The sequence below is a fragment of the Frigoribacterium sp. PvP032 genome, assembly GCF_017833035.1.
GTDB lineage: Bacteria > Actinomycetota > Actinomycetes > Actinomycetales > Microbacteriaceae > Frigoribacterium.
In genome coordinates this window covers 366,226-391,324 of the sequence record NZ_JAFIBM010000001.1, presented here as the reverse complement: position 1 = coordinate 391,324, position 25,099 = coordinate 366,226, and the positions used below count along the sequence as shown (strand labels likewise).

Genomic DNA, 25,099 nt, shown 5'->3' with positions numbered 1-25,099 from the left:
TCCATCATGCCGTCCTAAGGTGGCCGGGTGAACGCTCCCGTCAGGCTCCGTCCCGAGATCGCCGCCCTGCCCGCCTACCGCCAGGGGAAGCAGGCCGCGCCCGACGCGTTCAAGCTCTCGTCGAACGAGAACCCGTTCGAGCCGCTGCCCGCCGTGATCGACGCGCTCCGCGACGCCGTCGCGGTCAACCGCTACCCCGACGCGACGGCCGCCGGCCTGCGCGCCGCCCTCGCCGACAAGTTCGGCGTCACCACCGACGAGGTACACGTGGGCGCCGGCAGCGTCTCGCTGCTGCAGCAGCTCGTGCTCGCCGCCGCGGCCCCCGGCGACGAGGTCGTCTACGCGTGGCGGTCGTTCGAGGCCTACCCCGGGCTGGTCACCGTCAGCGGCGCGACCAGCGTGCAGGTGCCCCTCCGCGAGGACGGCAGCCACGACCTCGTCGCGATGGCCGCGGCCATCGGCGAGCGCACCCGCATGGTGATCGTCTGCTCGCCCAACAACCCCACCGGCACGGTCGTCACGACGACCGAGTTCGAGCAGTTCATGTCGGCCGTCCCCGACGACCTGCTGGTCGTGCTCGACGAGGCCTACGCCGAGTTCGTCACCGACGAGCACGCCGTCGACGGCCCGTCGCTCACCGAGCGTCACCCGAACCTGGTCGTGCTGCGGACGTTCTCGAAGGCGCACGGCCTGGCGGCGCTCCGCGTCGGGTACGCGATCGGCGCCTCCTCGGTGCTCGACGCCGCGCGCTCGACGGCGATCCCCCTGGCCGTCACCGCGCAGGGCCAGGCCGCCGCCCTGGCGTCGCTGGCACACGAGGAGGAGCTGCTCGCGCGGGTGGACAGGATCGCGGTCCAGCGCGACCAGGTCTGGCGCGCCCTGGTCGACCAGGGCTGGGAGCCGCCGCTCGCCCAGGGCAACTTCGTCTGGCTGCCGACCGGCGAGCACACGGCCCACGCGGTCGAGGTGTTCGAGGCCCACGGCCTGGTGGTGCGTGCCTTCGCGCCCGAGGGACTCCGCATCACGATCGGCGAGCCCGAGTCGGCCGAGCGGGTGCTGCGGGCGGCGCAGGAAGTGCTGGGCAACACATCCGTGTGAGGGCATGCGTGCCCTAGTAGGTTGGTGCGCATGTCCCCGAGCGAAACGAGCCGGCGCCCCGGCACGGTCCAGCTGCTGACGCCCGCCGGCGAGCTGGTCCGCACCGACGACACGGCCGAGTTCCTGCCCTGGGTCGACGCGCTGAGCGACGACCAGCTGCGCGCGATGCACCGCGACATGGTGCTGACGCGTTGCTTCGACCGCGAAGCCGCCGCCCTCGCCCGCCAGGGCCAGCTCGCCCTGTGGGTGCCGAGCCACGGCCAGGAGGGCGCCCAGGTCGGCCTGGCGCACGCCACCCGCCCGCAGGACCACCTGTTCCCCTCGTACCGCGAGCACGCGGTCGCCCTCGCCCGCGGCGTCGACCCGGTCGACATCCTCCGCCTGCTGCGCGGCCACACGCACGGCGGCTGGGTGCCCGCCGAGCACCAGAACTTCCACGTGTACACGCTCGTGATCGGGTCGCAGACGCTGCACGCCACGGGCTACGCGATGGGCCTCGGCCTCGACGGCAAGAGCGGCACGGGCGACCCCGAGGTCGACGAGGCCGTCGTCACCTTCTTCGGCGACGGCGCGACCAGCCAGGGCGACGTCAACGAGGCGATGATCTTCGCGACGAGCTTCCAGACGCCCGAGCTGTTCTTCCTGCAGAACAACCAGTGGGCGATCAGCGTGCCGGTGTCGCGCCAGTCGCGCACGCCGCTCGTCGACCGCGCCGCGGGCTTCGGCCTGCCTGCCACCCAGATCGACGGCAACGACGTGCTCGCGAGCTACGCCGTCAGCCGCCGCGACCTCGAGGCCGCCCGCTCGGGCTCCGGCCCGCGGTTCATCGAGGCGATGACGTACCGGATCGGTGCGCACACCTCGTCCGACGACCCGACGAAGTACCGCACCGACGACGAGCTGCAGGGCTGGATCGCCCGCGACCCGATCGACCGCTTCGAGGCGTTCCTCCGCTCGCGCGGCGAGGGCGACGCGTTCTTCGCGCAGCTCGAGGCCGAGGGCGACGACCTCGGCCACGACGTCCGCACCCGCACGACGTCCCTGCCCTCCCCCGACCCGTCGCTGATGTTCGAGCACGTCTACAGCGAGCCGCACCCGGTGATGCGCGAGCAGCACGAGTGGCTCACCCACTACGAACAGGGCCTCGGCGGCGACGCCGGCTCCGAGCCCGCAGGAGGACGCGCATGAGCGACGTGACGACCACCCCCGCTGCCGCCGCGCCGGCCGCCGGTCCGCAGGGCGGCTCCGACGTCGTCGAGCCGACCCGCGCCTCCCTCGAGACCATGCCGCTCGGCAAGGCGATCAACGCCGGCCTCCGCCGCGCGATGGCCGACGACCCGCGCGTGCTGCTGATGGGCGAGGACATCGGCACGCTCGGCGGCGTCTTCCGCGTGACCGAGGGGCTGCAGGCCGAGTTCGGCGAGAACAGGGTGATCGACACGCCCCTCGCCGAGTCGGGCATCATCGGCAGCGCCATCGGCCTCGCGATGGCCGGCTTCCGCCCCGTCGTCGAGATCCAGTTCGACGGCTTCATCTACCCCGGCTTCGACCAGATCGTGTCGCAGCTCGCCAAGATGACCAACCGCCACGAGGGCTCGGTCACGATGCCCGTCGTCATCCGGGTGCCCTACGGCGGGCACATCGGCGCCGTCGAGCACCACCAGGAGAGCCCCGAGGCCTACTTCGCGCACACGGCCGGCCTGCGGGTCGTCAGCCCGAGCACGCCGCACGACGCCTACTGGATGATCCAGGAGGCGATCGCGTCGAACGACCCGGTCATGTTCTTCGAGCCCAAGAGCCGCTACTGGCCGAAGGGCGAGGTCGACCTCGCCGAGCCGCACGCGCCGCTGCACGCCAGCCGCGTCGTCCGCACCGGCACCGAGGTCACCCTGCTCGGCCACGGCGCCATGGTCAGCGTGCTGCTGCAGGCCGCCGAGATCGCCGCCGCCGAGGGCATCTCGGCCGAGGTCGTCGACCTGCGGTCGCTCTCGCCGATCGACTACGCGCCGATCCTCGAGTCGGTCCGCAAGACCGGCCGCCTCGTCGTCGCACAGGAGGCGCCCGGCTTCGTCAGCGTCGGCTCCGAGATCGCCGCGACCGTCGCCGAGAAGGCGTTCTACTCGCTCGAGGCGCCGGTGCTGCGAGTGAGCGGGTTCGACACGCCCTTCCCGCCCGCCAAGCTCGAGACCCTCTACCTGCCCGACGCGGACCGCGTGCTCGAGGCCGTCGACCGCGCTCTCGCGTACTGAGAGGAACACCTCCGTGACCAGTGAGTTCTCCCTTCCCGACGTCGGCGAGGGCCTGACAGAGGCCGAGATCGTCGAGTGGAAGGTCGCCCCGGGCGACACCGTCCAGATCAACCAGGTGCTGGTCGAGATCGAGACGGCCAAGTCGCTCGTCGAGCTGCCCTCGCCCTACGCGGGCGTCGTCGAGAGCGTGCTCGTCGCCAGCGGCGAGACCGTCGACGTCGGCACCCCCATCATCACCATCGCCGACGGGACCGGGCCGGCCACGCCGTCCGACCGGGCCGCCGAGGCCGCGTCGGGCGAGTCCGGCGCCCTGGCCCGCACCGCCCAGATCATCGCGCAGGAGGAGGCGGCCCTGTCCGAGCAGCGCGCCCGCCAGTCGGCGCCCGCTCCTGCTGCCCCGCCCGCGCCTCCTGCGCCCTCGGCCGACGAGGTGGCCGCGTCGGGCAGCACGGGCTCCGTGCCGTCCGCCGCGTCGCCCGCGTCTGCGTCGCCTGCGTCTGCCGGGTCGGCCGACGCCGACTCCGGCTCGGGAGCCGTGCTCGTGGGCTACGGCGCCGCGGGCGGCAGCGGCCAGACCCGCCGCCGCAAGCCGTCGCAGGGCGAGGTCGACGCACGCCAGCTGCGCGTGGCCGAGCAGGCCCGACGCCGGCCGACCACCTCGGTTCCTGCCGCGCTCGCGCTGCCGATCATCGCGAAGCCGCCGATCCGCAAGCTCGCGAAAGACCTCGAGGTCGACCTCACGACCGTGCAGCCCACCGGCCTCGCCGGCGAGGTCACGCGCGACGACGTCATCCGCCACGCGCAGCAGGCCAGCGTCTTCCGCAACATCGAGACGCCCGAGTGGAGCGAGGAGCGGGTCGAGCGCATCCCGGTCAAGGGCGTCCGCAAGGCCATCGCCGCCGCGATGACCTCGTCCGCGTTCACCGCCCCGCACGTCAGCCTCTTCGTCGACGTCGACGCGACCCGCACCATGGAGTTCGTGAAGCGCCTCAAGGCGTCCCCGCAGTTCGCCGGCGTCAAGGTCTCGCCGCTGCTGATCATGGCGAAGGCGATCATCTGGGCGGTGCGCCGCAACCCGATGGTGAACTCGGCCTGGACCGACCGCGAGATCCTCGTGCACCACTTCGTCAACCTCGGCATCGCCGCGGCGACGCCCCGCGGCCTGATCGTGCCGAACGTCAAGGAGGCGCAGTCGATGAGCCTGCTCGAGCTCGCCCAGGCGCTCGAGCAGCTGACGCTGACGGCCCGCGACGGCAAGACCAGCCCGGCCGACATGCGCGACGGCACCATCACGATCACGAACATCGGCGTCTTCGGCATGGACACCGGCACGCCGATCCTCAACCCCGGCGAGGTCGCGATCGTCGCCCTCGGCACGATCAAGCCGAAGCCGTGGGTCGTCGACGGCGAGGTGCGCTCGCGCATGGTGACGACGATCGGCGCGAGCTTCGACCACCGCGTCGTCGACGGCGACGTGGCGAGCCGGTTCGTGGCCGACGTGGCGAGCGTGCTCGAGGAGCCGGCGCTGCTGCTCGACTGAGCGGGCGCCTCCTCGGCTCCGCCCGTCGCGGCAGCCTGTTTTGACAATCATTATCAGTAGCAATAGCGTGGCGGCATGAAGACACCGCGCGCCCTGTCGCTGCTCGCCCTGCCCGCCGCCGCCGTACTCGTGCTGAGCGGCTGCGCCTCGGGCGACGGCGGGGGCGCCGGCGCCGGTGCCGCCGGCTCGTCGTCGGACGACGGCGGCGCGATCGCCGTCGTCGCGTCGACGAACGTCTTCGGCGACATCGCGAAGACGGTCGGCGGCGACGCGGTCGACGTCACCAGCGTCATCAGCGACCCCTCACAGGACCCGCACTCGTACGAGGCCGACGCCCGCACGCAGCTCGCCGTCTCGCGCGCCGACGTCGTGATCCAGAACGGCGGCGGCTACGACGAGTTCATGCACACGCTGCTCGACGCCAGCGGGTCGGACGCGGCAGTGATCGACGCCGTCGAGGTGAGCGGGCTGGACGGGGACGAGCACGGCGCCGACGAGCACGGCGCCGACGAGCACTCCGACGAGACGGCCGGGGCCGACGAGGGCGACGACCACGGCGAGTTCAACGAGCACGTCTTCTACAGCCTCCCCTCGATGGCCGCCCTCGCCACCGCGATCGCCGACGAGCTGGGCTCGGTCGACCCTGCCCAGGCCGACACGTTCACTGTGAACGCGGCCTCGTTCGGCGAGCAGATCGCCGACCTGGAGGCGCAGGCCGCGGACGTGAAGACCGCCCACGACGGCGAGTCGGTCGCCTACACCGAGCCCGTGCCCGGCTACCTCTTCGACGCCATGGGCCTCGTGAACGTGACCCCCGCCGACTTCACCGAGGCCATCGAGCAGGGCGACGACGTGTCGCCCGCCGCCCTGAACGAGACCCTGCAGCTGTTCTCGGACGGGTCCGTCGACCTGCTCGCCTACAACGAGCAGACCTCCAGCCCCGAGACCGAGCAGGTCGAGGAGGCCGCCACCGACGCCGGCGTCGCGATCGTCCCGGTGACGGAGCTGCTCCCGACAGGGGATGATTACGTCTCGTGGCAGCAGAGCAACATCGACGCGATCACGGCGGCGCTCGAGAAGTGACCCCCGGCACGACCGACGCCTCCGTCGCCGCCGCCCACCGCGCCTCCTCGGCCGGGGGCGGCGGCGACGCCGTGCTGCGCCTGCGCGGCGCGGGCGTCTCGTTCGGCGACCGCACGCTCTGGTCGGGGCTCGACCTCGACGTGGCCCCGGGCGAGTTCCTCGCCGTGCTCGGACCGAACGGCGCAGGCAAGACCACGCTGCTGCGGGCGATCCTCGGCCAGCAGCAGCTCACGGAGGGCACCCTCGAGTTCCTCGGACGGTCCGTCGGCCGCGGTCACCGCCGCATCGGGTACGTGCCGCAGCAGCGGCTGATGGAGGCCGGCACCCCGCTCCGCACCCGCGACATGATCGCCCTCGGCGTCACCGGGCACCGCTGGGGCCTTCGCCGCGAGTCGGCCGCCGAGCGCGCGACGATCGACGCCCTCGTGGACGAGGTGGGCGCCTCCTCGTTCGCCTCGGCCCCCGTCGCCAGCCTCTCGGGCGGCGAGCAGCAGCGCGCCCGTGTCGGCCAGGCCCTCGCGGCCGAGCCGGCGCTGCTGCTCTGCGACGAGCCCCTGATCTCGCTCGACCTGCGGCACCAGCGCGGCGTCACCGAGCTGATCGACCGACAGCGACGCGCACGCGGGGCCGCAGTCGTGTTCGTGACCCACGACGTGAACCCGATCCTCGACGTCGTCGACCGGGTGCTCTACCTCGCCGGCGGCAGGTTCCGCGTCGGCACGCCCGACGAGGTGCTGCAGGCGCCCGTGCTCAGCGAGCTGTACGGCACGCCCGTCGACGTGGTGCGCACCATGGGGCGCATCGTGATCGTCGGCGGCCAGGGGCACGACGACCACCACGCCGACGGGCACGACGACGACGGGGGACTCGTACGGTGACCGATCTCTGGACCCAGCTGTTCTCGTTCCAGGACTTCGGCGAGCTCGTCGTCCTGGTGCGCAACTCGATCATCGCGGGCGCCGTGCTCGGCCTCGTCGGCGGCCTGATCGGGCCGTTCGTCATCACGCGCAACCTGCCCTTCGCCGTGCACGGCATCAGCGAGCTCTCGTTCGCCGGGGCCTCTGCGGCACTGCTGATCGGCGCGAACGTCGTCGGCGGCTCGGTCGTCGGCAGCGTCGTCGCAGCCCTGCTGATCGGCTTGCTCGGCTCACGGGCACGCGAGCGCAACTCGATCATCGCGGTGCTGATGCCCGCGGGGCTCGGCCTCGGCATCCTCTTCCTCGCGCTGTACCGCGGGCGCTCGGCGAACAAGTTCGGCTTGCTCACCGGCCAGATCGTCTCGGTCGACAACCCGCAGCTGGGCTGGCTCATCGCCATCTCCGCCGTCGTGATCGTGGTGCTGCTCGTGATCTGGCGGCCGCTGACGTTCGCCAGCGTCGACCCCGACGTCGCAGCGGCCGCGGGCATCCCGGTGCGGGCGCTCGGGCTCGTCTTCATGCTCGTGCTCGGGCTCGCCGTGGCCGTCTCGGTGCAGATCGTGGGGGCGCTGCTCGTGCTCGCGCTGCTCGTGACGCCGGCGGCGGCCGCCCTGCGGCTCACCGTGGACCCGCGTCTCGTGCCCGTGCTCAGCGTCGTCTTCGCCGTCGTGTCGGTGGTGGGCGGCATCCTGCTGGCACTGGGCGGCGGCCTGCCGATCAGCCCGTACGTCACCACCATCTCGTTCCTGATCTGGCTCGTCTGCCGCATCGTCGGCGGGCGACGCGACCGCCGAGGAGGCGCCGCCGGGCGACCCCAGGCCGCCCCGGTACCCTCGGCGACGACGAAGGAGGCCTGACGTGGCCGGACCTGCACGAGCGATGCACGGAGGAGCGAAGTGGTAGCGAAGCGGAACACCTGGCAGCGCGAGGCCGTGCGCGAGGCTCTGGGCCGGTCGGAGGGCTTCGTCAGCGCCCAGTCGCTGCACGGCAAGCTCCGCGACACCGGGTCGCCGATCGGGCTCGCGACCGTCTACCGCGCCCTGTCCGACCTCGCCACCGACGGCGCCGCCGACTCGCTGCAGCAGGAGGGCGAGAGCCTCTATCGCGCCTGCACGCCGGGCACGCACCACCACCACCTGATCTGCCGCACCTGCGGCACCACCGTCGAGATCGAGGCCGACGCCGTCGAGACCTGGGCCCGCCAGGTCGCCGCCCAGCACGGCTTCACCGAGGCGCAGCACATCGTCGACGTGTTCGGCACCTGCGCGGCGTGCACGGCAGAGAAGGCCGCGGGACGCGACCCTGCCGTGACCCGCGGCGGGGCCGGCGGCTGAGCCGCGCCTCCTGCGGTTGACCGGGGCCGAGCGCGTCGCGTAAGCTCGCTCTTTGGTTGGGCGCTCTCTGCGCCCATGTGCACCGATCCCTGAGCACCACGGCCCGCCATGCGGACCGAGCGGGGTGACGCGCGCCGACAAGTGACCTTGGGTAGGAGTCGGTCGTCCACGGACGGCGAGCTCCTACGGTACCTACGGAGGAAATCATGGCAGCAACCTGCCAGGTGACCGGAGCCATTCCTGGTTTCGGCCACAACATCTCGCACTCGCACCGACGCACCAAGCGTCGTTTCGACCCGAACATCCAGAAGAAGACGTACTACGTGCCGTCGCTGCGCCGGAAGGTGACCCTCCAGCTCAGCGCCAAGGGCATCAAGGTCATCGACGCTCGTGGCATCGAGTCGGTCGTCAAGGACCTGCTCGCTCGTGGGGAGAAGATCTAATGGCTCGTCAGCAGGACGTCCGTCCCATCATCAAGCTCCGCTCGACGGCGGGCACCGGTTTCACGTACGTGACCAAGAAGAACCGTCGCAACAACCCCGACCGCCTCGTGCTCAAGAAGTACGACCCGGTGATTCGTAAGCACGTCGAATTCCGCGAGGAGCGCTAAGCATGGCCAAGAAGAGCAAGATCGCCAAGAACGACCAGCGCGCCGTCATCGTCGCTCGCTACGCCGAGAAGCGCCTCGAGCTGAAGAAGGCCCTGGTCGACCCGGCCGGCACCGACGAGAGCCGTGAGGCCGCTCGCCTCGGCCTGCAGAAGCTGCCGCGCGACGCGTCGCCGGTCCGCCTCCGCAACCGCGACGCGATCGACGGTCGTCCCCGCGGCCACCTCAAGGAGTACGGCATCAGCCGTGTGCGCTTCCGCGACATGGCTCACCGTGGTGAGCTTCCGGGCATCACGAAGTCTTCCTGGTAGGTTCGAGCCGTTTCCCGGGGCCTCGGCCCCGGGGTTGAGCTACACGGGCGAAGGGCCCTCGGCCCTGCCGCCTGATCCGAACAGGCACGGTGAACGCCGTGTCATGTCTCACCGAACGAAGTCCGAGGAGGACACCACATGGCTGACAAGTCACTGAACCGCACCGAGCTCGTCGCAGCTGTCGCTTCCGAGTCCGGCCAGAGCCAGGCCGCCGTCAGCGGCGTCGTCGACGCTTTCTTCTCCGTCGTGTCGAAGTCCGTCGCCGACGGCACGAAGGTCACCATCCCCGGGTGGATCGCCTTCGAGAAGACGCACCGCGCCGCCCGCACGGGTCGCAACCCGCAGACGGGCGAGGCCCTCGAGATCGCCGCGAGCGACTCGGTCAAGGTCAGCGCCGGCAGCAAGCTCAAGGCTGCGGTCAAGTAGTCCTCCGCTTCTCACGAAGCACCCGGGAGAGGGCGGCGACTCCGGTCGCCGCCCTCTTTCGTGCGCCCGGGGTCCTTCCGCTGCCGGGGCCGCCTCCCGTTCGCTGCTGCCGGGGCCGCCGCCGAACGCAGGAACTCGCCACACCTGGTTCCTGATCCGTGCACGGATCAGGACTCCGCCTCCCCCGTCGCGAGGATCAGGAGCGATCTTCCTGAATGAGGAGGAGGTCGCTCGGGGGCGAGCGGACCGCTCCCGCTCCCAGTCGGGGCGACCTACCATGGGAGCGATGCCCAGACTCTCCCGCACGGCCGGGCCCGCACTGCTCGTGGTCGTCGCGTTCGCGGCCCTCCTCGCCGCCCTGAAGTTCGGCGGCGCCGCCGACGCGCCGCTCGTCGTCGACCCCGGGCAGGTCGTCCGCTACGGGCTGCCGATGGCCAAGATGCTCGGCAACATCGGTGCGGCCGTCACGATCGGCACGCTGTTCCTCACCTGCTTCGCGCTCTCGCGCGACCGGCCCGAGTTCGAGCGGGCCATGGACATCGCCGCCGGCGCCGCCGGGTTCTGGACCGTCGCCTCCGCGGCGACCAGCTTCTTCACGTTCCTCAGCGTCGCCAACGTGCCCGTCACCCTCGACGAGCAGTTCGGCCGGACGCTGGCGTTCTTCCTCACCGACACCGAGCTCGGCCGCGCCTGGCTCATCACGACCCTGATCGCGGCGGCGGTCACCGTGCTCAGCTTCGTGCTGCGGAACATCTGGGCGCTCGTCGCCCTCACCGTGCTCGCGGGCGGCGGGCTCATCCCCCTGGCCCAGCAGGGCCACGCCGCGGGCTCGAGCGGCCACGACGCAGCCGTCACCGACCTCGCGCTGCACCTCGAGGGCGCCTCCGTCTGGCTGGGCGGACTCGTCGCGCTCGTCCTGCTGCGGAGCACGCTCGAGAAGGGCCGCATCGGCGTCGTCCTCGCGCGGTACTCGACCATCGCCATCATCTGCTTCGTCGTCGTCGCCGTCTCGGGCATCGGCAGCGCGGCGCTGCGCATCGGCGACTGGGCCGCGCTGTCGACGGGCTACGGCGTGCTCGTGCTGGTCAAGACCTTCGCCCTCGTCGCGCTCGGGCTGTTCGGCGTGGTGCAGCGGCAGTACCTCGTGCGCCGCATGGAGACGCAGCCGGCCAGGACGGCCCGGTTCTTCTGGTGGTTCGTCACGGCCGAGCTGGCCTTCATGGGCCTGGCCTCCGGCGTCGCGTCGGCGCTCGCCCGCACGGCGACCCCGGTCGAGGAGGTGGCGGTCACCGACCTGGCCGCCCCGTCACCGGCAGAGATCCTCACGGAGGAGCCGCTGCCTCCTGAGTTGACGCCGATGCGTTACCTGACGGAGTGGAACGTCGACCTGCTCTGGGCCCTCGTCTGTGCCTTCGGCATCTTCTTCTACATCGCGGGCGTCGTGCGCCTGCGACGCCGCGGCGACAGCTGGTCGCTCGGCCGCACGGTCTCGTGGGTCGCCGGCCTGGTCGTGCTGTTCTACGTGACGAGCGGCGCCCCGAACGTCTACGAGTCGTACCTGTTCAGCACGCACATGCTGTCGCACATGGTGCTCGGCATGGTGATCCCGCTGCTGCTGGTCCCCGGTGCCCCGGCCACGCTCGCGCTGCGGGCGATCCGCAAGCGGACGGACGGCACACGGGGGCCGCGCGAGTGGATCATGATCCTGGTGCACTCGGGCTACGCGCACGTGATCAGCAACCCGATCGTCGCCGCCGTGCTCTTCGCCGGGTCGCTCTTCGTCTTCTACTACACGTCGCTGTTCAGCTGGGCGACCACGACGCACCTCGGCCACTACTGGATGATCGTGCACTTCTTGATCGTCGGGTACCTCTTCGTGCAGTCGATGATCGGCATCGACCCCGTGAAGGGACGCCTGCCGTACCCGATGCGCCTCGTCGTGCTGCTGGCGACCATGGGGTTCCACGCGTTCTTCGGCATCGGCATCATGACGGCCACCGGGTTGTTCCTGGCCGACTGGTACGGTGCGATGGGCCGCACCTGGGGCCCGACCCCGATGCAGGACCAGTACGCCGCCGGCGGCATAGCCTGGAGCGTCGGCGAGATCCCGACCGTCACCATGGCGATCATCGTCGCGATCATGTGGAGCCGCAGCGACGGGCGCGAGGCCAAGCGCAAGGACCGCCAGGCCGACCGCGACGGCGACGCCGAGCTGACCGCCTACAACGAGCAGCTCGAGTCCCTGGCGCGGAGCGACCGGGGCTGAGCTGCGGGCGTGCGTGCGTGCGCGGGCGTGCGCGCCGCGCACCTGGCTCCCCAGGAACACGCTCGAAGGGACGAGACACGGCCGGGCCCGAGGGTGTTTCGTCCCTTCGAGCGTGTTTCCCGGCTGCACCCCGTGCGAGGGGCGCTCCCTCTGGGGGTCGTGCAGGAGGCGCGGGGCGGCTTGGATCGGACCCGGACGTCAGCAGGCGCTCCGGACCGAGAGGACGCCCCATGGCGAGCACGATCGCACGCACTCAGCTCGGGGTCGTCGTGCTCGGCATCGCCGCCGCGACCCTGTTCGGCGGCACGCTGCCGCACCGCGACGCAGGAGGGACCGCCGCGCCGCAGCCAGCGCAGCAGCAGCAGTCGGCCTCCGACACGGCTCAGACGCCCGACGCGGGCTCGCGCTAGCACCGGGGCCCGCAGCGCGACCGCCTAGAAGGGCGCGACACCGCCGCGGTCGATGAACGTGCCCGTGGGCCCGTCCGCCCCCTGCGTCGCCAGCTCGACGATCGCGTCGGTGCCCTCGGTGACGGTCTGGTGACCGCTGTTGCCGTTGAGGTCGGTCGCCGTGTAGCCGGGGTCGGCCGCGTTGACCCGGATGCCCGGCAGCGCCTTGGCGTACTGGACGGTGAGCATCGTCACGGCCGACTTCGACGCCGTGTAGAGCGGTGCCACCACGGTCGACTCGACGCGGTCGGGGTCGTGCACCGCGGTGAACGAGCCGAGCCCGCTCGTCACGTTGACGATCGCCGGTGCCGACGAGGCGCGGAGCAGCGGGAGGAACGCGTGCGTCGTGCGGACGATGCCGGCGACGTTGGTGTCGAGGACGTGCAGCGCGTCGGCGCCCGTCAGGTCGGCGGGGTCGGCGTGCGACCCCGTGATGCCCGCGTTGTTGACGAGGACGTCGAGCCCGCCCTCGGCCCCGACGAGCTCGGCGGCCGCCGCGACCGAGGCGTCGTCGGTGACGTCGAGCTGCACGAAGCGCGCGCCGAGCTCGTCGGCCGCCGCCTGGCCCCGCGAGGCGTCACGTGCCGCCATCCAGACGGTGTGCCCCTCGGCCAGCAGGCGGCGGGCGGTCTCGAGGCCGAGGCCCTTGTTGGATCCGGTGATGAGTGTCGTGGTCATGGGACGAGTCTGCGCGCAGCCGCCGACACGCGCGTGGCCCGGCCCGGCGGGAGGACTGCCAGTACCAGGCAGCGCCTCCCTGGGGAGGAGAGGATGAGCGCATGCCTGCACAGGACGACCAGCTCGGCTGGCTGCTGAAGACCTGGCGCGCGCGCCTGGCACCCTCCGATGCCGGCCTGCCCGCCGGGGGCGCACGCCGCGCTGTCGGCCTGCGCCGAGAAGAGCTCGCCGCCCTCGCCGGGCTGTCGGTCGACTACGTCGTCCGCCTCGAGCAGGGTCGTGCCCGGCACCCCTCCGACCAGGTCGCCACGGCACTCGCCCGCGCCCTGCAGCTCGACGACGCCGAGCGCGACCACCTGTTCCGCAGCGCCGGGCTGCTGCCCCCGACGTCGGCCGTCGTGTCGCGGCACATCCCGCCCGGCGTGCAGCGGCTGGTGGGACGGCTGCGCGAGACGCCCGTGGCGGTCTTCAGCGCCTCCTGGGACCTGCTCACCTATAGCCCGCTCTGGGGCGCCCTGCTCGGCGACCCCGAGGGCTGGCCCGCCGGTGAGCGGAACATCGTCGTCCGGGCGTTCCGCGACGCCCGTCGCGCGTCGGGCCCTGACGGCGAGCCGCCGACGCCCGAGCCCGCAGGAGGCGCGGACACGGCCGTCCGCACCCGTCACCTCGACGGGGCCAGCGGAGCCCGCTTCCGGGCCGCGCTGGTCGCCGACCTGCGCCGGGCGCTGGTCGACCACCCGGCCGACCCGCACCTCCGGGGCCTGGTCGACGGCCTGCTCGCCTCCGAGCCCGCCTTCGCGGAGCTCTGGGCCCAGGGTGCCGTCGGCGTGCACGAATCTGCCCGCAAGGTGATGGACCACCCGCTCGTCGGCCCGCTCGAGCTCGACTGCGACGTCTTCACCGTGCCCGGCAGCGAGCTCGCGATCGTCGCGTACACGGCCGCCGAGGGGTCGCCCGCGGCCGCTGCCCTCGACTTCCTGCGGGTCGGAGCCGTGGGCGCCGCCGGAGCGTTCGGGGACGCGGGCGGGTCCCCCGACGCGGCTGCCGCCTCCTCGCCGCTCTCGGAGCTCTGACGCAGGGAGGACCGCAAATGCCGACCGGGGAGCCCGCGACAGTGGCATTTTCGGTCGCAGAACGGGTTCTCGCGGCCTGACGGTCGGCATTTGCCGCCACGGTGTCGAACCAGGGCGGGCAGCAGTGCGCCCGGCCACGTGCGAGGTGCCACGGAGCCGGGCGTAGGGAAGACCGCAAATGCCGACCGGCGAGCCCGTAATAGTGGCATTTCCGGTCGCAGAACGCCGTTTCGATGCCTGGCTGTCGGCATTTGCGGCCATCGACGTCGAGCCCGGGGCCGGGCAGGCAGCAGAGCGCCCGGCCGCGTGCGAGGCGCACGGGGCCGGGCGCAGGGTCCGAGGAGGCGCGGGTCGGCTAGGCCAGCATCTCGCGCACCAGGGGGACCACCTTCGTGCCGTAGAGCTCGATGCTGCGCATCATCTCCGCGTGAGGCAGGCGGCCCATGCTGTAGCGCATGTCGAAGCGCGTGGCCCCGAGCAGCGCCATGTTCTGCGCGATCTTCGCCGCGACCGTCTCGGGCGCGCCGACGTAGAGGGCACCCTGCGGGCCCGCGCTCTGCTCGTACTGCGCACGCGAGTAGGGCGGCCAGCCGCGCTCGCTGCCGAGCTGGTTCGTCTGCGCCTCCTGGTAGGGGAACAGCACCTCCTTCGCCTCGGCGTCGGTCTCGAGGACGAAGCCGGGCGAGTGCATCGCGATGGGCTGCGACTCCTTGCCGAACTCGCCGAGGGCACGGCGGTACAGGTCGGCGTAGGGCGCGAACTGGGCGGGCTGGCCGCCGATGATCGCGAGGAAGAGGGGCAGGCCGTAGTGCGCCGCCCGGATGACGGACTGGGGCGAGCCGCCGACGCCGACCCAGGTCTTCAGCGTGCCGCTCTCGGGACGCGGGTAGACCCACTGGTCGCTCAGCGCACCGCGCTTGGTGCCCTGCCAGGTGACGGGCTCGTCCTTGAGGAGCTCGGCGAAGAGCTGGATCTTCTCCTCGAAGAGCACCTCGTAGTCCTGCAGGTCGAGGCCGAAGAGGGGGAACGACTCGGTGAACGAGCCGCGCCCGAGGATGACCTCGGCCCGCCCGTTCGAGAGGGCGTCGACCGTCGCGAAGCGCTCGTAGACGCGGACGGGGTCGTCCGAGCTGAGCACGGTCACGGCCGAGCCCAGCCGGATCTTCTCGGTGCGGGCCGCGATCGCCGCGAGGACGACCTCTGGCGCGCTCACCGCGAAGTCGACCCGGTGGTGCTCGCCGACGCCGATAAAGTCGAGGCCGACCTGGTCGGCGAGGACCGCCTGGTCGACGAGGTCGCGGATGGACTGGGCGTGCGAGATGAGCTCGCCGGCGCCGTCGACGCCGGCCGGGCGCTCGGTGACGTCGCCGAAGGTGTCGAGTCCGAACTCGAGGGGGTGTGCCATGGGGTGCGCTCCGATCCGCTGCGTTTCATGCGTGCGCATGATCTTACGGGATGAACCGTGGGTGCGCCCTCGGCATTCCACGGGCGGGCGCGGGAGTCGGCGGGTTCCTGTCGCGCGCGGCGGGCTCCCGGAGCCCGCGGCGGGCGGGCGCTGACCCGCCGGGAGCTACGGGAACCCGCCGAACTCCTCAGCCCGAGCGCGGATCGGGCCCGAGGGGCCACGGGTCAGGCAGAGGGGAGGCGGTCGAGCGGGTTCGCCGCGATGCGGCCGGGCATGCCCCCGCGCACGGTGCGCCCCGCCTGGCCCGCGGGCTTGCGCACGGCCTGGTCGCCGATCGCCGCGGCGAACTCGGCGGCGAAGCCGAGCCGCGGGACGGCCGCGACCAGGGAGGCGACGAACGCGTCGTCCCAGTCCGCGCCTCCTGTGCCGCTGACGTCGAGGCTGGTCGCCCGCTCGAGGAGGTGCGCCTCCGGGTCGAGGGCGACGTCGACCGACTCCCACATGTGTCGCTCGATCACCTCGGCGAGGCGGCGCTGCCGCGTCTCGGACCAGCCGGCTCCGGCGGCGAAGACCCGAGCGACGGCCCCTCCGGCGTGCTCGAAGTCGACGGCGTGCGCGTCGAACGAGGGCACGAGGCCGAGGTCGTGCAGCAGCGAGGCGACGAAGAGCAGCTCGGCGTCGAACTCGACGGACTCGCTCCGGCCGAGCTCGGCGGCGAGCGCCCACGAGCGCTCGCTGTGGCCGAGCAGGGCCGGGCTGGCGTGGGCCGCGGAGACCTCGCGGGCGCGGGCGGCGACCGCGGTGGGCGGCACGAGGAGGCGCGCGACGGCGGACGGGGAGGCGGCGGCCCTGGGAGTGGTCATGCCCCGAACCTAGGAGTGGACGAGCGCCCCGACCAGTGGCAGGATCGCCAACGAGCTGCCCGTTCCTGCCAGATCACTCCGGAGGCACCATGGACCGCATGAAGGTCGCCACCCTCGTCGCCGACGGCGTCGCCCCGTTCGAGTTCGGCGTGCTCTGCGAGGTCTTCGGCCTGGACCGCAGCGCCGACGGCGGCCCGCTGTTCGAGCACAGGATCGTCACCGAGCAGCCGGGCGTCGTCACCACGAACCAGGGCTTCGGCATCACCGTCGTCGACGACCTCGCGGCGGCGGCCGACGCCGACGTGATCTGCGTCCCGGCGCTCGGCAGCTACGGGGCCGACGGGACGCTCTCGCCTGCCGTCCGCGACCTGCTAGTCGACGCCGAGGCCCGCGGAGCCTGGCTGATCAGCGTCTGCAGCGGCGCGTTCGTGCTCGCCGACGCGGGGATCCTCGAGGGCCGACGCGCCACGACGCACTGGATGTACGCCGAGCGGCTGCAGCGCGAGCACCCCGGCACGACCGTCGACCCCGACGTGCTCTTCGTCGAGGACAGGAAGGTCATCACGAGCGCCGGCACCGCCGCCGGGATCGACGCGTGCCTGCACTTCGTCCGCCGGGTCGCCGGGGCCGCCGCCGCGAACGTCGTCGCCCGCCGCATGGTCGTCCCCGCGCACCGCGACGGCGGCCAGAGCCAGTTCATCGAGACTCCGCTGCCGAAGGAGGCCGACACCTCCCTCGCGCCCCTCACCGACTGGATGCTCGCGCACCTCGGCGACGAGCAGCCCGTCGACGCCCTCGCCGCGCGGGCCCACATGTCGCCCCGCACCTTCGCCCGCCGGTTCAGGGCCGAGCTGGGCACGACGCCGGCTGCCTGGCTGACGAGGCAGCGCCTCCTGCGGGCACAGCACCTGCTCGAGGTCACCGGTCTGGGGCTCGACGCGATCGCCGGCCAGGCCGGGTTCGGCTCGGCCGCGGTGCTGCGGCACCACTTCGCGCGGGTGCTCGGGACGACGCCGCGCGCGTACAGGGCGACGTTCCGCGGGGCCGACGTGGACGCGGACGCCGCCGCCTGACCTGCGCGGGCCCCGCGGACCGAGCGGAGGAGGCGCGGGCAGGGACCACGGACCGGCGTCAGTGGAACTGCGGCACGATCAGCCACAGCCCGGCGAGCACCGCGGCGATGCCGACCGCGAAGCAGGCCGCACCTCCGACGGTGGCGGGGAGGGACCGCGGGGCCGCCGGCGCTCCGGTGAGGCGACCAGCACCTCCTGCGGGCGCAGCACCTCCTGCAGCACCTGCGCCGCCGGCACCTCCGGCCCCGGCCGGCACCGGCCCGGAGTCGACGGGCTCGGTCGCGCCCGCGGCGAAGAGGCGGATGCCGAGCGCGAAGAACGTGACGATGACGGCGGTCGCGGCGAGCGCCACCACGAAGACGACCACGAAGGCGCCCCAGTCCACTCCGAGGAACACGGTCACTCTCCTTGTCCGCGGGAGGCGCCGGCCGGCTGGGCAGCGGCGGGCGCCTCCTCGCTGTCGTTGACGGTCTCGTGCGTCACCGGGTGGCGACGGGCGAGGAACACGAATGCCGAGCCCCCGGCGAGCGCGAGGACCGCCACGAGGACGAGCCCGACGGTGCTGGTGCTGGCGAGCCAGGCGCTGACGCCGCCGACGAGCGCCGCGGCGGGCAGCGTGATCACCCAGGCGGAGGCGATCTTGCCGACGACCCCCCAGTGCACGGTCGCGAGCTTCTTGCCGAGGCCGGCGCCGACGATCGAGCCGGAGGTCACCTGGGTCGTCGAGAGCGCGAAGCCGAGGTGCGACGAGATGAGGATCGTCGCGGCCGAGCTCGTCTCCGCCGCGAAGCCCTGCGGCGCCTGGACGTCGGTGATGCGCTTGCCGACGGTGCGCATGATGCGCCAGCCGCCGAGGTAGGTGCCGAGCGCGATCGCGAGGCCGCAGGCGAGGACGACCCAGAGCTGCGGCGTCGTGCCCGCGCCCTGGTAGCCGGCGGCGATGAGGGTCAGCGTGATGACGCCCATCGTCTTCTGGGCGTCGTTCGTGCCGTGCGCCAGCGAGACGAGGGAGGCGCTGATCGTCTGGCCGTGCCGGAAGCCGGCCGTCGAGCCACGCAGCGTCGCCTGCTTCGTGATCCGGTACGCCGCGTAGGTCGCGACCAGCGCCACCGTGCCGGCCACCAGGGGCGAGATGAGCGCGGGCAGCACGACCTTCGAGAGGACGACGCCGAAGTCGACCGAGCCGACGCCCGCACCGATCACGGCGGCGCCGATCAGCCCGCCGAACAGGGCGTGCGACGAGCTCGACGGCAGGCCGAGGTACCAGGTCGCGAGGTTCCAGATCACGGCGCCGACGAGCCCGGCGAAGATCATCGTCGGGGTGACCTGCACTCCCCCGTCGCCCTCGCGGATGATGCCGTTCGAGACGGTGCTCGCGACCTCGGTCGACAGGAACGCCCCGACCAGGTTCAACACGGCCGAGATGAGCACCGCCACCTTGGGCTTCAGGGCCCCGGTGGCGACGGAGGTGGCCATCGCGTTGGCCGTGTCGTGGAACCCGTTCGTGAAGTCGAACACGAGCGCCACGACGATCACCAGCGTGACCGTGACGAAGACGTCCATCGATGTCGCCCCTCTTGTCGTCCGCTCCGCGGCAGGTGCCCGTCCGGAGGCAGGCGTGCGGGGCCGTCGCGGTGACGGGCGCTCCTCCTGCACCGGCGACGCTAGGCCCGGCTGCGGGCCGCGTCGGTGAACAACGGGAGAATCATGCACGGCATGCAAATGTCGAGCCTGCGCGTGCGCCTGCGGGTGCGGGCGCCCCTGTGCCCGCCGGACGCGCTGCGCAGCGCCGAGTGGTCTGGAAGTGTCCATGAGGCAGGCCGGAAGGGCAGTTGCTGACCACTCGCCAGCCGAACCAGGCAGAACGGGGACCACGGCTGCCGGGCCGGCCGGGCCGTCAGCGCAGGCAGCGGGCGGTCGCTCGCCGCGCCTCCTCGACCTCACGGGCGAGCCGGTCGGGCCGGCGCTCGAGGGCCCAGCGCACCAGGTCGAGGTGGTGCAGCAGGGCGAGCCGTCGCAGGGTCGGCAGGGAGGCGTCGAGGTCGACCCCGAGTCCGTCGGCGAAGCGCCGCAGCTCGTCTGCGCTGACGATGCCGTCGAGGGCGCTCCAGCGGTGCACGCGGTCGAGCTCGAGCCACGGCACAGGGCCCGTCCGCGCCGTGCCCCAGTCGATCAGCACGGGATCGTCGGCACCACGGGGCACGAGGTTGCGGGGTGCGAGGTCGCCGTGCACGAGTCCGTGCCGCCACCTCGCGCTCTCGACCGCGAGCTGCTCGAGGGCCGCCCGCAGCGGATCGCGCTGCTGCTCGGCGTAGACCCCGAGGCCGAGGAGGCGGTCGCCAGGCACCAGGGAGTCGAGGCCGTACCGCAGGTGGCGGCGCCAGGCCTCCGGCAGGTCGGGGCCGAAGCGGGTGAGGAGCGCGTCAGGCAGGCGAGAGTCGACGTCCCTGGACGCGCCCGCCGTGGCGGAGTCGAGCGGCACCTCGGCGAGCGCCGTGGCGACGCGGCCTAGGTCGTGCCACGGGTCGCGGTCGGAGGCGATCGAGGTGACGTGCTCGACGATCATGAGCGGCCCCTCCCCGAACCTGGGCTCGTAGGCGAGCACGCGAGGTGTCGGCACTCCGTGGCGTGCAGCGTGCTCGGCGGCCCATCGCTCGGCCGGGTAGGTGTCGGGCGCCGACCCGACGGGACCGCGCGGCGTGCGCACGACGACGTCGACGCCGTCGCCCCAGATCCGGACGACGTGGGTGTCGACGCCGGGCAGGAGGGCGCCCTGCCGGGTGCCGCGAGCGGGAGAGACGAGCTTCTCGACTGCCAGGGCGGCGAAGGAGACCAAGGACGGCTCGTCCGGATCGGGCTCAGGAGAAGAGTCCGACTCGATGGCGGCAACAGCCTCGTGGCCGTCGTCGTGCGGGTGCTGGTGCTGGTGCTGGTGCTGGTGCACGGAGCCGGCCCGGCCCTGGATCAGGCCGAGTTCTGGCCGGCGGCCGACCACGACGAACCGCCGGCCTCGCCCCGCGGACCGGCCTGCTGCCGCTCGGCGTCGGCCTGGGCGCGGACCCCGGCCCCCGGGTCGGACTCGTCGAGCCGGGCGGCTAGTGCGCGGTCGCGACGCTCGCGCACGACGACGGCGACGGCGGCCGCGACGATCGCGAGCACGATCAGGGCGATGACGACTGTGGCGGTGTTCATGGGGTGTCCCCTCGACGACGTCCGCCCACCGTACCGACGACCCCCGCTGCCGTCGAGGGCGGGCGTCGGCGACGGGACCACCACCTCCTCGCCCCCAGCTCCACGGCATCGCGCGCTGAACCGGCAGGATGCGCTCTCGTTGCCCGCCGGGAGAGCACTTCCTGCCGGTTCGGCGGGTCGCTCGTGCCCGGGACGGGGACGGACCCTCGGGAACCGCGGACACCCTCGTGCGCGCCGGAGGGTGCGCGCGGGTCTAGGGGGTGCGGACGAGGTCCGGGTGCGAGGTGGCCGGCGCAGCGGCAGCGGACGCCACGGCAGCAGCCTGCGGGCCCGTGCGGAACGGCGTCCCGTTGAGGCGCCGGTCGCCGAGGGCCCGCTCGCGGTGGATCGCGGGGTTGTGCGACGCGATCGTGCGGGCGTTCCGCCAGTGCCGGTCGAGGGCCCGGTCGGAGTCCACGGCGGAGGCGCCTCCCACCTCGAACAGCGCGGTCGCGGCCTCGAGGACGAGCGGCAGCACGACCTGCTGCGCCTCGAAGGCCGTGGCCAGCGCCTCCTGGTAGTCGTCGTCCGAGGCAGACGTGCCGCCCGAGCCGGACGCGTCGCCCGACGCGCGGTCGTCCGCCGCCTCCAGCGCGCGCACCGCGGACAGCGTCACCGCCTCGACGGCCGACCCGATGCTCGACAACCGGCCGACGACGCGCTGCACGAGCGGGTCCTCGCGCGGCAGCGACACCCCGGCCACGCCGAAGGTGCGCGTGCGGGGCCGGACGAACTCGACGGCGTCGCGCAGCACCGCACGGGCGATCCCCGTCTCGGCCGCCAGCAGCACCAGCTGGTAGAGCGCCTGCGTGTAGGCGAGCGGGCGGCGCTCGGCGTTGTCGCTCCAGGGCAGCACCTGGGCCGGGTCGACCGTCACGTCGTCGAAGATCGTCGTGCCGCTGCCGGTGAGGCGCTGGCCGAAGCCGTCCCAGTCGTCGAGCCGCGTGACGCCAGGCGCGTCGGCACGCACGGCCAGGGCGACGGGCTCGTCGCCGCGCACCGCACCGACCCAGATCCAGTCGGCGTAGAGGGTGCCGGTGCTGTAGAACTTGCGTCCGTCGAGACGGAGCCGCCCGTCCACCTCCGTCAGGCGCGTGGCCACGGCGGTCGCGTCGCCGCGCTCGGCCTGCGCGTTGCCGACGAGCACGTCGCCGGCCGCCAGCCGCTCGAGCCACTCGGTGCGGAGCGGGCCGTCCGGCTGAGCCCGCTGCGTCTCGACGAACGCCACGTGCCCGCGCAGCAGCTGCGGCAGGTTCGAGTCAGCGGCGCCGAGTCGCACGAGGAGGCGGAACTCCTGCTCCAGGGACGCTCCCCAGCCGCCGTGCTCGACCGGCACCCGCAGCGCGCCGAAGCCTGCGCGGCGCAGCAGGTCGACCTCGTCGACGGGGAGGCGGCGGTCACGCTCCCTGGCGACCGCGCCCGCCGCGATCTCGTCGACCAGGGGGCCGAAGACCGCCTCGATGCGGTCGTCGAGGTGCCGCGTACCGGGGCCTGCCGTGGGGTCGCTCGTGCTGTGGGTCATGCGCTCCTTTGTGTCATGCCCGCGCCTCCTGCGACAGGGCCGACGACACATGACGACACGTCACGACACATGTCGCAAGAGTCCTCGCGGAGGGCTCCGGGGCCGTGGCAGGGTCGGCAGCCATCACCCCGGCACCGGCCACAGCACGACCCGCAGCACCGTCCACAGCACATCGCCCACAGCCCCGAGGAGCAACCATGTCCGATCACGACGCACCGCAGCCCAGCCCCGCCGCAGGCCCGCCGGCCGACCCGCCCACCGGTGCGCCGGCCGGGCTCCGCGCCTCCCTCGACGACTCCCGCCGCAAGCGCCGACGCGGCCTCCTGGCCGGGCTCGGCGTGGTCGTCGCCGCAGCCCTCGTCGGCGGTGGATTCTGGGCCGGGTCGGCGACCGCAGGGGCCGGTGACGGCGCCCAGGCCGCCACCGGAGGAGGCGCGGGAGGCGGCGCCGACCGCATCAGCGTGAAGATCGCCGGCAGCGGCGAGAGCGACCTGCAGGACGCCGTGAAGACGGTCGCCGCCGAGGACGGCCTCGACGTCACCTGGGTCAACTTCGACGACTGGACCCTGCCGAACTCGGCCCTCGTGGCCGGCGAGGTCGACGCGAACGCGTTCCAGCACACGGCGTTCCTCAGCGCCTACAACGTCGCGAACGACACCGACCTGACGCCGGTGTTCTCGACGACGATCACCCAGTGGGGGATCTTCTCCGCGACGATCGACGACCTCGCCGACCTCGGCCAGGGCGCGCGGATCGCGATCCCCGACGACGCCTCGAACGGCGCGCGAGCACTGTTCATCCTGCAGGCGGCGGGGCTGATCGAGCTCGGCCCGGACGTCGGCGTCTACCCGACCGTCGACGACGTCACCTCGAACGACCTCGGCCTCGAGTTCGTGCCGATCGGCGCGACGACGATCCCCACCCAGTTCGACGACCCGAGCCTCGACGCGGTCGTGGTCGGCACCTCGTACTTCGACCCCTCGCAGCAGATCGACGCCGAGGACGCGCTCTACCTCGACGACTCGCTCAGCGACGAGTCGCGGCCGTACGTCAACGCCGTGGTCACACGGGCCGACAACGCCGACGACGAGGCCTGGACGAAGCTGGCCGACGCCTACGCCGACCCGCGCGTCGCCGAGGCCCTGGAGAAGGAGTCGTTCGGCAACACGGTGCTCGTCGACGTCTCTGCGGCCGACCTGCGCAGCACCCTCGCCGACCTCGAGACCGCCGCCCGCGAGCTGACCTCGTGAGCGCGGACCCGGTCGTCTCGTTCGAGCACGTCTCGAAGTCGTACACGGTGCAGGGGCGCCGGTTCGACGCCCTCCGCGACGTCAGCCTGGAGGTGGCGCGCGGCGAGGTCTTCGGCATCGTCGGCTGGTCCGGAGCAGGCAAGTCGACGCTGCTGCGCACCGTGAACGCCCTCGAGCGGCCGACGAGCGGCCGGGTCGTCGTCGATGGGCGCGAGGTCTCCGCCCTCCGCGGCGGGGAGCTGTACGCGGCCCGCCGGCGGATCGGCATGATCTTCCAGCAGTTCAACCTGCTCTCGTCGCGCACCGTCTACGGCAACGTCGCCTACCCGCTGCGCCTCTCCGGCCTCTCCCGCGACGAGACCGTCGACCGGGTCGAGGAGCTGCTCGACTTCGTCGGGCTGAGCGACAAGGCGCTCGAGTACCCGGCGAAGCTGTCGGGCGGCCAGAAGCAGCGCGTCGGCATCGCCCGCGCGCTGGCGAACCGCCCCGACGTGCTCATCTCGGACGAGGCGACGAGCGCCCTCGACCCGCAGACCACCGGCGAGGTGCTCGACCTGCTGCGCCGCGTCAACGACGAGCAAGGCCTCTCGATCTTGCTGGTCACCCACGAGATGGACGTGATCCGCGAGCTCGCCGACAGCGTCGCCGTGATGCAGGGCGGCGAGGTCGTCGAGACCGGCTCGGTCTACGACCTCTTCGCCGACCCGCAGCACCCCACGTCGCGGCGGTTCGTGTCGTCCGTGCTGCACCACGAGGCGACGCCCGGCGTCCTCGAGCGCATCCGCAGGGTGCACACGGGACGCATCGTGCGCCTCCACGTGGAGGACCGCGAGTCGAACGACCCGTTCCTCTCCCGCGTCGCACGCACCCACGGCGTCGACTTCAACGTCGTCTACGGCGGCGTCAGCGAGCTGCAGTCGCGGCTGTTCGGCGACCTCACGGTCGAGCTGCTCGGCGACGACGCCGCGATCGACGCGGCCGTCGTCGACCTCCGCCGCACCACGAGCGTGACGGAGGTGGTCGCCGGTGCGTGACATCGAGCCGGCCGTGCTCTGGCCGAAGATCTGGACCGCGCTGCTCCAGACCCTGCAGATGGTGACGGTGTCGTTCGTGCTGGCGACCGTGCTGGGCGTCGTGCTGGGGCTGGTGCTCTACTCGACGAGGCGCGGCAACCTGCTGCAGAACGCGGCGGTCTTCACCACCCTCAACGCGGTCATCAACGTGATCAGGCCGATCCCGTTCATCATCCTGATCGTCGCCATCTCGCCGCTCACCCGCGTCGTGATCGGCACGAGCATCGGCACGGGCGCCGCCATCTTCGCGCTGACGATCGTCGCGACCTTCTCGATCGCGCGCATCGCCGAGACCAACCTCGTCGCGGTCGACCGCGGATCGGTGGAGGCGGGCGCCGCCATGGGAGCGTCGCCCCTGCGGGTGCTCGTCACCATCGTCGTGCCGGAAGCGCTCGGCCCCCTCGTGCTCGGCCTCACCTACATCTTCGTCGCCCTGGTCGACGCGACGGCGGTCGCCGGCCTCGTCGGCGGCGGCGGGCTCGGCAACCTCGCCATCACCTACGGCTACCAGCGCTTCGACACGTTCGTCATGGTGACGGTGATCGTGCTGATCATCGTGCTGGTGCAGGTAGCGCAGCTGCTCGGCAACGTCGTGGCCCGCAAGGTGCTGCACGAGACCGCGACCGCCTGAGGCGGACATGCCCGCCAGCC

General features: G+C 72.7%; 27 protein-coding genes. 19 read left to right on the top strand and 8 right to left on the bottom strand.

The genetic code is table 11. The features are described from left to right. The first annotated feature begins 27 nt into the window (after nucleotides 1-27). The 14 genes from JOE35_RS01865 to JOE35_RS01800 all read left to right on the top strand — a co-directional run bounded on the left by JOE35_RS01865 (nucleotide 28) and on the right by JOE35_RS01800 (nucleotide 12,241). Nucleotides 28-1,098, top strand: a complete 1,071-nt coding sequence (locus JOE35_RS01865; protein ID WP_209559561.1) for a histidinol-phosphate transaminase — start codon at nucleotides 28-30, stop codon at nucleotides 1,096-1,098. Between the two features lie 30 nt (nucleotides 1,099-1,128). Next, nucleotides 1,129-2,286, top strand: a complete 1,158-nt coding sequence (locus JOE35_RS01860; protein ID WP_209559560.1) for a thiamine pyrophosphate-dependent dehydrogenase E1 component subunit alpha — start codon at nucleotides 1,129-1,131, stop codon at nucleotides 2,284-2,286. Nucleotides 2,287-2,381: 95 nt separating this feature from the next. Beyond that, the gene (locus JOE35_RS01855) at nucleotides 2,382-3,347 is read left to right on the top strand and encodes an alpha-ketoacid dehydrogenase subunit beta (protein WP_228507425.1); all 966 of its coding nucleotides are present in this window, start codon (nucleotides 2,382-2,384) and stop codon (nucleotides 3,345-3,347) included. Between the two features lie 13 nt (nucleotides 3,348-3,360). Next, nucleotides 3,361-4,887, top strand: coding sequence for a dihydrolipoamide acetyltransferase family protein (locus JOE35_RS01850; RefSeq protein WP_209559558.1), 1,527 nt, complete (start codon nucleotides 3,361-3,363; stop codon nucleotides 4,885-4,887). Between the two features lie 75 nt (nucleotides 4,888-4,962). Continuing rightward, nucleotides 4,963-5,970 (top strand): metal ABC transporter solute-binding protein, Zn/Mn family, encoded by a 1,008-nt coding sequence (locus JOE35_RS01845; protein ID WP_209559557.1) that lies wholly within the window; start codon nucleotides 4,963-4,965, stop codon nucleotides 5,968-5,970. 71 nt (nucleotides 5,971-6,041) lie between these two features. Then, nucleotides 6,042-6,848: a metal ABC transporter ATP-binding protein gene (locus JOE35_RS01840; protein WP_374099718.1), complete on the top strand. Its 807-nt coding sequence runs from the start codon at nucleotides 6,042-6,044 to the stop codon at nucleotides 6,846-6,848. After that, nucleotides 6,845-7,744 (top strand): metal ABC transporter permease, encoded by a 900-nt coding sequence (locus JOE35_RS01835; RefSeq protein ID WP_209559556.1) that lies wholly within the window; start codon nucleotides 6,845-6,847, stop codon nucleotides 7,742-7,744. The genes JOE35_RS01840 and JOE35_RS01835 overlap by 4 nt, the downstream gene beginning before the upstream one ends. A 39-nt stretch (nucleotides 7,745-7,783) precedes the next feature. Next, nucleotides 7,784-8,221, top strand: a complete 438-nt coding sequence (locus tag JOE35_RS01830) for a Fur family transcriptional regulator (protein ID WP_209559555.1) — start codon at nucleotides 7,784-7,786, stop codon at nucleotides 8,219-8,221. 206 nt (nucleotides 8,222-8,427) lie between these two features. Beyond that, nucleotides 8,428-8,664: a 50S ribosomal protein L28 gene (rpmB, locus tag JOE35_RS01825; RefSeq protein ID WP_123548488.1), complete on the top strand. Its 237-nt coding sequence runs from the start codon at nucleotides 8,428-8,430 to the stop codon at nucleotides 8,662-8,664. Beyond that, nucleotides 8,664-8,831 (top strand): 50S ribosomal protein L33, encoded by a 168-nt coding sequence (gene rpmG, locus JOE35_RS01820; RefSeq protein ID WP_043595944.1) that lies wholly within the window; start codon nucleotides 8,664-8,666, stop codon nucleotides 8,829-8,831. The genes rpmB and rpmG overlap by 1 nt, the downstream gene beginning before the upstream one ends. Before the next feature lie 2 nt (nucleotides 8,832-8,833). Next, complete coding sequence (gene rpsN / locus JOE35_RS01815; protein WP_056058637.1) at nucleotides 8,834-9,139, top strand: 30S ribosomal protein S14; 306 nt, start codon at nucleotides 8,834-8,836, stop codon at nucleotides 9,137-9,139. A gap of 138 nt (nucleotides 9,140-9,277) precedes the next feature. Beyond that, nucleotides 9,278-9,565 carry an HU family DNA-binding protein gene (locus JOE35_RS01810; RefSeq protein WP_043595940.1) on the top strand — a complete coding sequence of 96 codons (288 nt, stop codon included), beginning with the start codon at nucleotides 9,278-9,280 and terminating at the stop codon, nucleotides 9,563-9,565. A 286-nt stretch (nucleotides 9,566-9,851) separates the two neighbouring features. Further along, a complete protein-coding gene (locus JOE35_RS01805; RefSeq protein WP_209559554.1) occupies nucleotides 9,852-11,831 on the top strand; it encodes a cytochrome c oxidase assembly protein in 1,980 nt (659 codons plus the stop codon). A 230-nt stretch (nucleotides 11,832-12,061) separates the two neighbouring features. Further along, a complete protein-coding gene (locus JOE35_RS01800; protein WP_209559553.1) occupies nucleotides 12,062-12,241 on the top strand; it encodes a hypothetical protein in 180 nt (59 codons plus the stop codon). 24 nt (nucleotides 12,242-12,265) lie between these two features. On the opposite strand, the gene JOE35_RS01795 is transcribed toward JOE35_RS01800, so the two are convergent. Further along, nucleotides 12,266-12,958 carry an SDR family NAD(P)-dependent oxidoreductase gene (locus JOE35_RS01795; protein ID WP_209559552.1) on the bottom strand — a complete coding sequence of 231 codons (693 nt, stop codon included), beginning with the start codon at nucleotides 12,956-12,958 and terminating at the stop codon, nucleotides 12,266-12,268. A 101-nt stretch (nucleotides 12,959-13,059) separates the two neighbouring features. Here JOE35_RS01795 and JOE35_RS01790 point away from each other — a divergent pair, with 101 nt between their 5' ends. After that, the gene (locus tag JOE35_RS01790) at nucleotides 13,060-14,031 is read left to right on the top strand and encodes a helix-turn-helix transcriptional regulator (protein WP_209559551.1); all 972 of its coding nucleotides are present in this window, start codon (nucleotides 13,060-13,062) and stop codon (nucleotides 14,029-14,031) included. Between the two features lie 355 nt (nucleotides 14,032-14,386). Here the strand turns inward: JOE35_RS01790 and JOE35_RS01785 are convergent, their stop codons facing one another. Continuing rightward, the gene (locus tag JOE35_RS01785; protein WP_209559550.1) at nucleotides 14,387-15,436 is read right to left on the bottom strand and encodes an LLM class flavin-dependent oxidoreductase; all 1,050 of its coding nucleotides are present in this window, start codon (nucleotides 15,434-15,436) and stop codon (nucleotides 14,387-14,389) included. 224 nt (nucleotides 15,437-15,660) lie between these two features. Continuing rightward, nucleotides 15,661-16,299, bottom strand: a complete 639-nt coding sequence (locus tag JOE35_RS01780; RefSeq protein WP_209559549.1) for an HD domain-containing protein — start codon at nucleotides 16,297-16,299, stop codon at nucleotides 15,661-15,663. A 98-nt stretch (nucleotides 16,300-16,397) separates the two neighbouring features. On the opposite strand from JOE35_RS01780, the gene JOE35_RS01775 reads away from it, so the two are divergent. Then, nucleotides 16,398-17,372 (top strand): GlxA family transcriptional regulator, encoded by a 975-nt coding sequence (locus JOE35_RS01775; protein ID WP_209559548.1) that lies wholly within the window; start codon nucleotides 16,398-16,400, stop codon nucleotides 17,370-17,372. Between the two features lie 58 nt (nucleotides 17,373-17,430). Here JOE35_RS01775 and JOE35_RS01770 read toward each other — a convergent pair whose 3' ends face one another. The 5 genes from JOE35_RS01770 to JOE35_RS01750 all read right to left on the bottom strand — a co-directional run bounded on the left by JOE35_RS01770 (nucleotide 17,431) and on the right by JOE35_RS01750 (nucleotide 22,125). After that, nucleotides 17,431-17,769 carry a hypothetical protein gene (locus tag JOE35_RS01770; protein ID WP_245186020.1) on the bottom strand — a complete coding sequence of 113 codons (339 nt, stop codon included), beginning with the start codon at nucleotides 17,767-17,769 and terminating at the stop codon, nucleotides 17,431-17,433. 2 nt (nucleotides 17,770-17,771) lie between these two features. After that, nucleotides 17,772-18,935, bottom strand: a complete 1,164-nt coding sequence (locus JOE35_RS01765) for an inorganic phosphate transporter (protein WP_209559546.1) — start codon at nucleotides 18,933-18,935, stop codon at nucleotides 17,772-17,774. Between the two features lie 334 nt (nucleotides 18,936-19,269). Next, nucleotides 19,270-20,367: a phosphotransferase gene (locus tag JOE35_RS01760; protein ID WP_209559545.1), complete on the bottom strand. Its 1,098-nt coding sequence runs from the start codon at nucleotides 20,365-20,367 to the stop codon at nucleotides 19,270-19,272. Continuing rightward, nucleotides 20,337-20,564 carry a hypothetical protein gene (locus JOE35_RS01755; RefSeq protein ID WP_209559544.1) on the bottom strand — a complete coding sequence of 76 codons (228 nt, stop codon included), beginning with the start codon at nucleotides 20,562-20,564 and terminating at the stop codon, nucleotides 20,337-20,339. Before JOE35_RS01755 ends, JOE35_RS01760 begins: the two co-directional genes overlap by 31 nt. Before the next feature lie 253 nt (nucleotides 20,565-20,817). Further along, nucleotides 20,818-22,125, bottom strand: a complete 1,308-nt coding sequence (locus tag JOE35_RS01750; protein ID WP_209559543.1) for an acyl-CoA dehydrogenase — start codon at nucleotides 22,123-22,125, stop codon at nucleotides 20,818-20,820. Nucleotides 22,126-22,322: 197 nt separating this feature from the next. On the opposite strand from JOE35_RS01750, the gene JOE35_RS01745 reads away from it, so the two are divergent. From JOE35_RS01745 to JOE35_RS01735, 3 genes are read left to right on the top strand one after another with little or no spacing between them, the layout of a single operon-like run. Next, on the top strand, nucleotides 22,323-23,375 hold the full coding sequence (locus tag JOE35_RS01745; RefSeq protein ID WP_209559542.1) for a MetQ/NlpA family ABC transporter substrate-binding protein: 1,053 nt from the start codon (nucleotides 22,323-22,325) through the stop codon (nucleotides 23,373-23,375). Beyond that, nucleotides 23,372-24,409, top strand: a complete 1,038-nt coding sequence (locus tag JOE35_RS15980) for an ATP-binding cassette domain-containing protein (RefSeq protein ID WP_307802895.1) — start codon at nucleotides 23,372-23,374, stop codon at nucleotides 24,407-24,409. The genes JOE35_RS01745 and JOE35_RS15980 overlap by 4 nt, the downstream gene beginning before the upstream one ends. Next, on the top strand, nucleotides 24,402-25,079 hold the full coding sequence (locus tag JOE35_RS01735; protein ID WP_233569182.1) for a methionine ABC transporter permease: 678 nt from the start codon (nucleotides 24,402-24,404) through the stop codon (nucleotides 25,077-25,079). Before JOE35_RS15980 ends, JOE35_RS01735 begins: the two co-directional genes overlap by 8 nt. The last annotated feature ends 20 nt before the right edge of the window (nucleotides 25,080-25,099 follow it).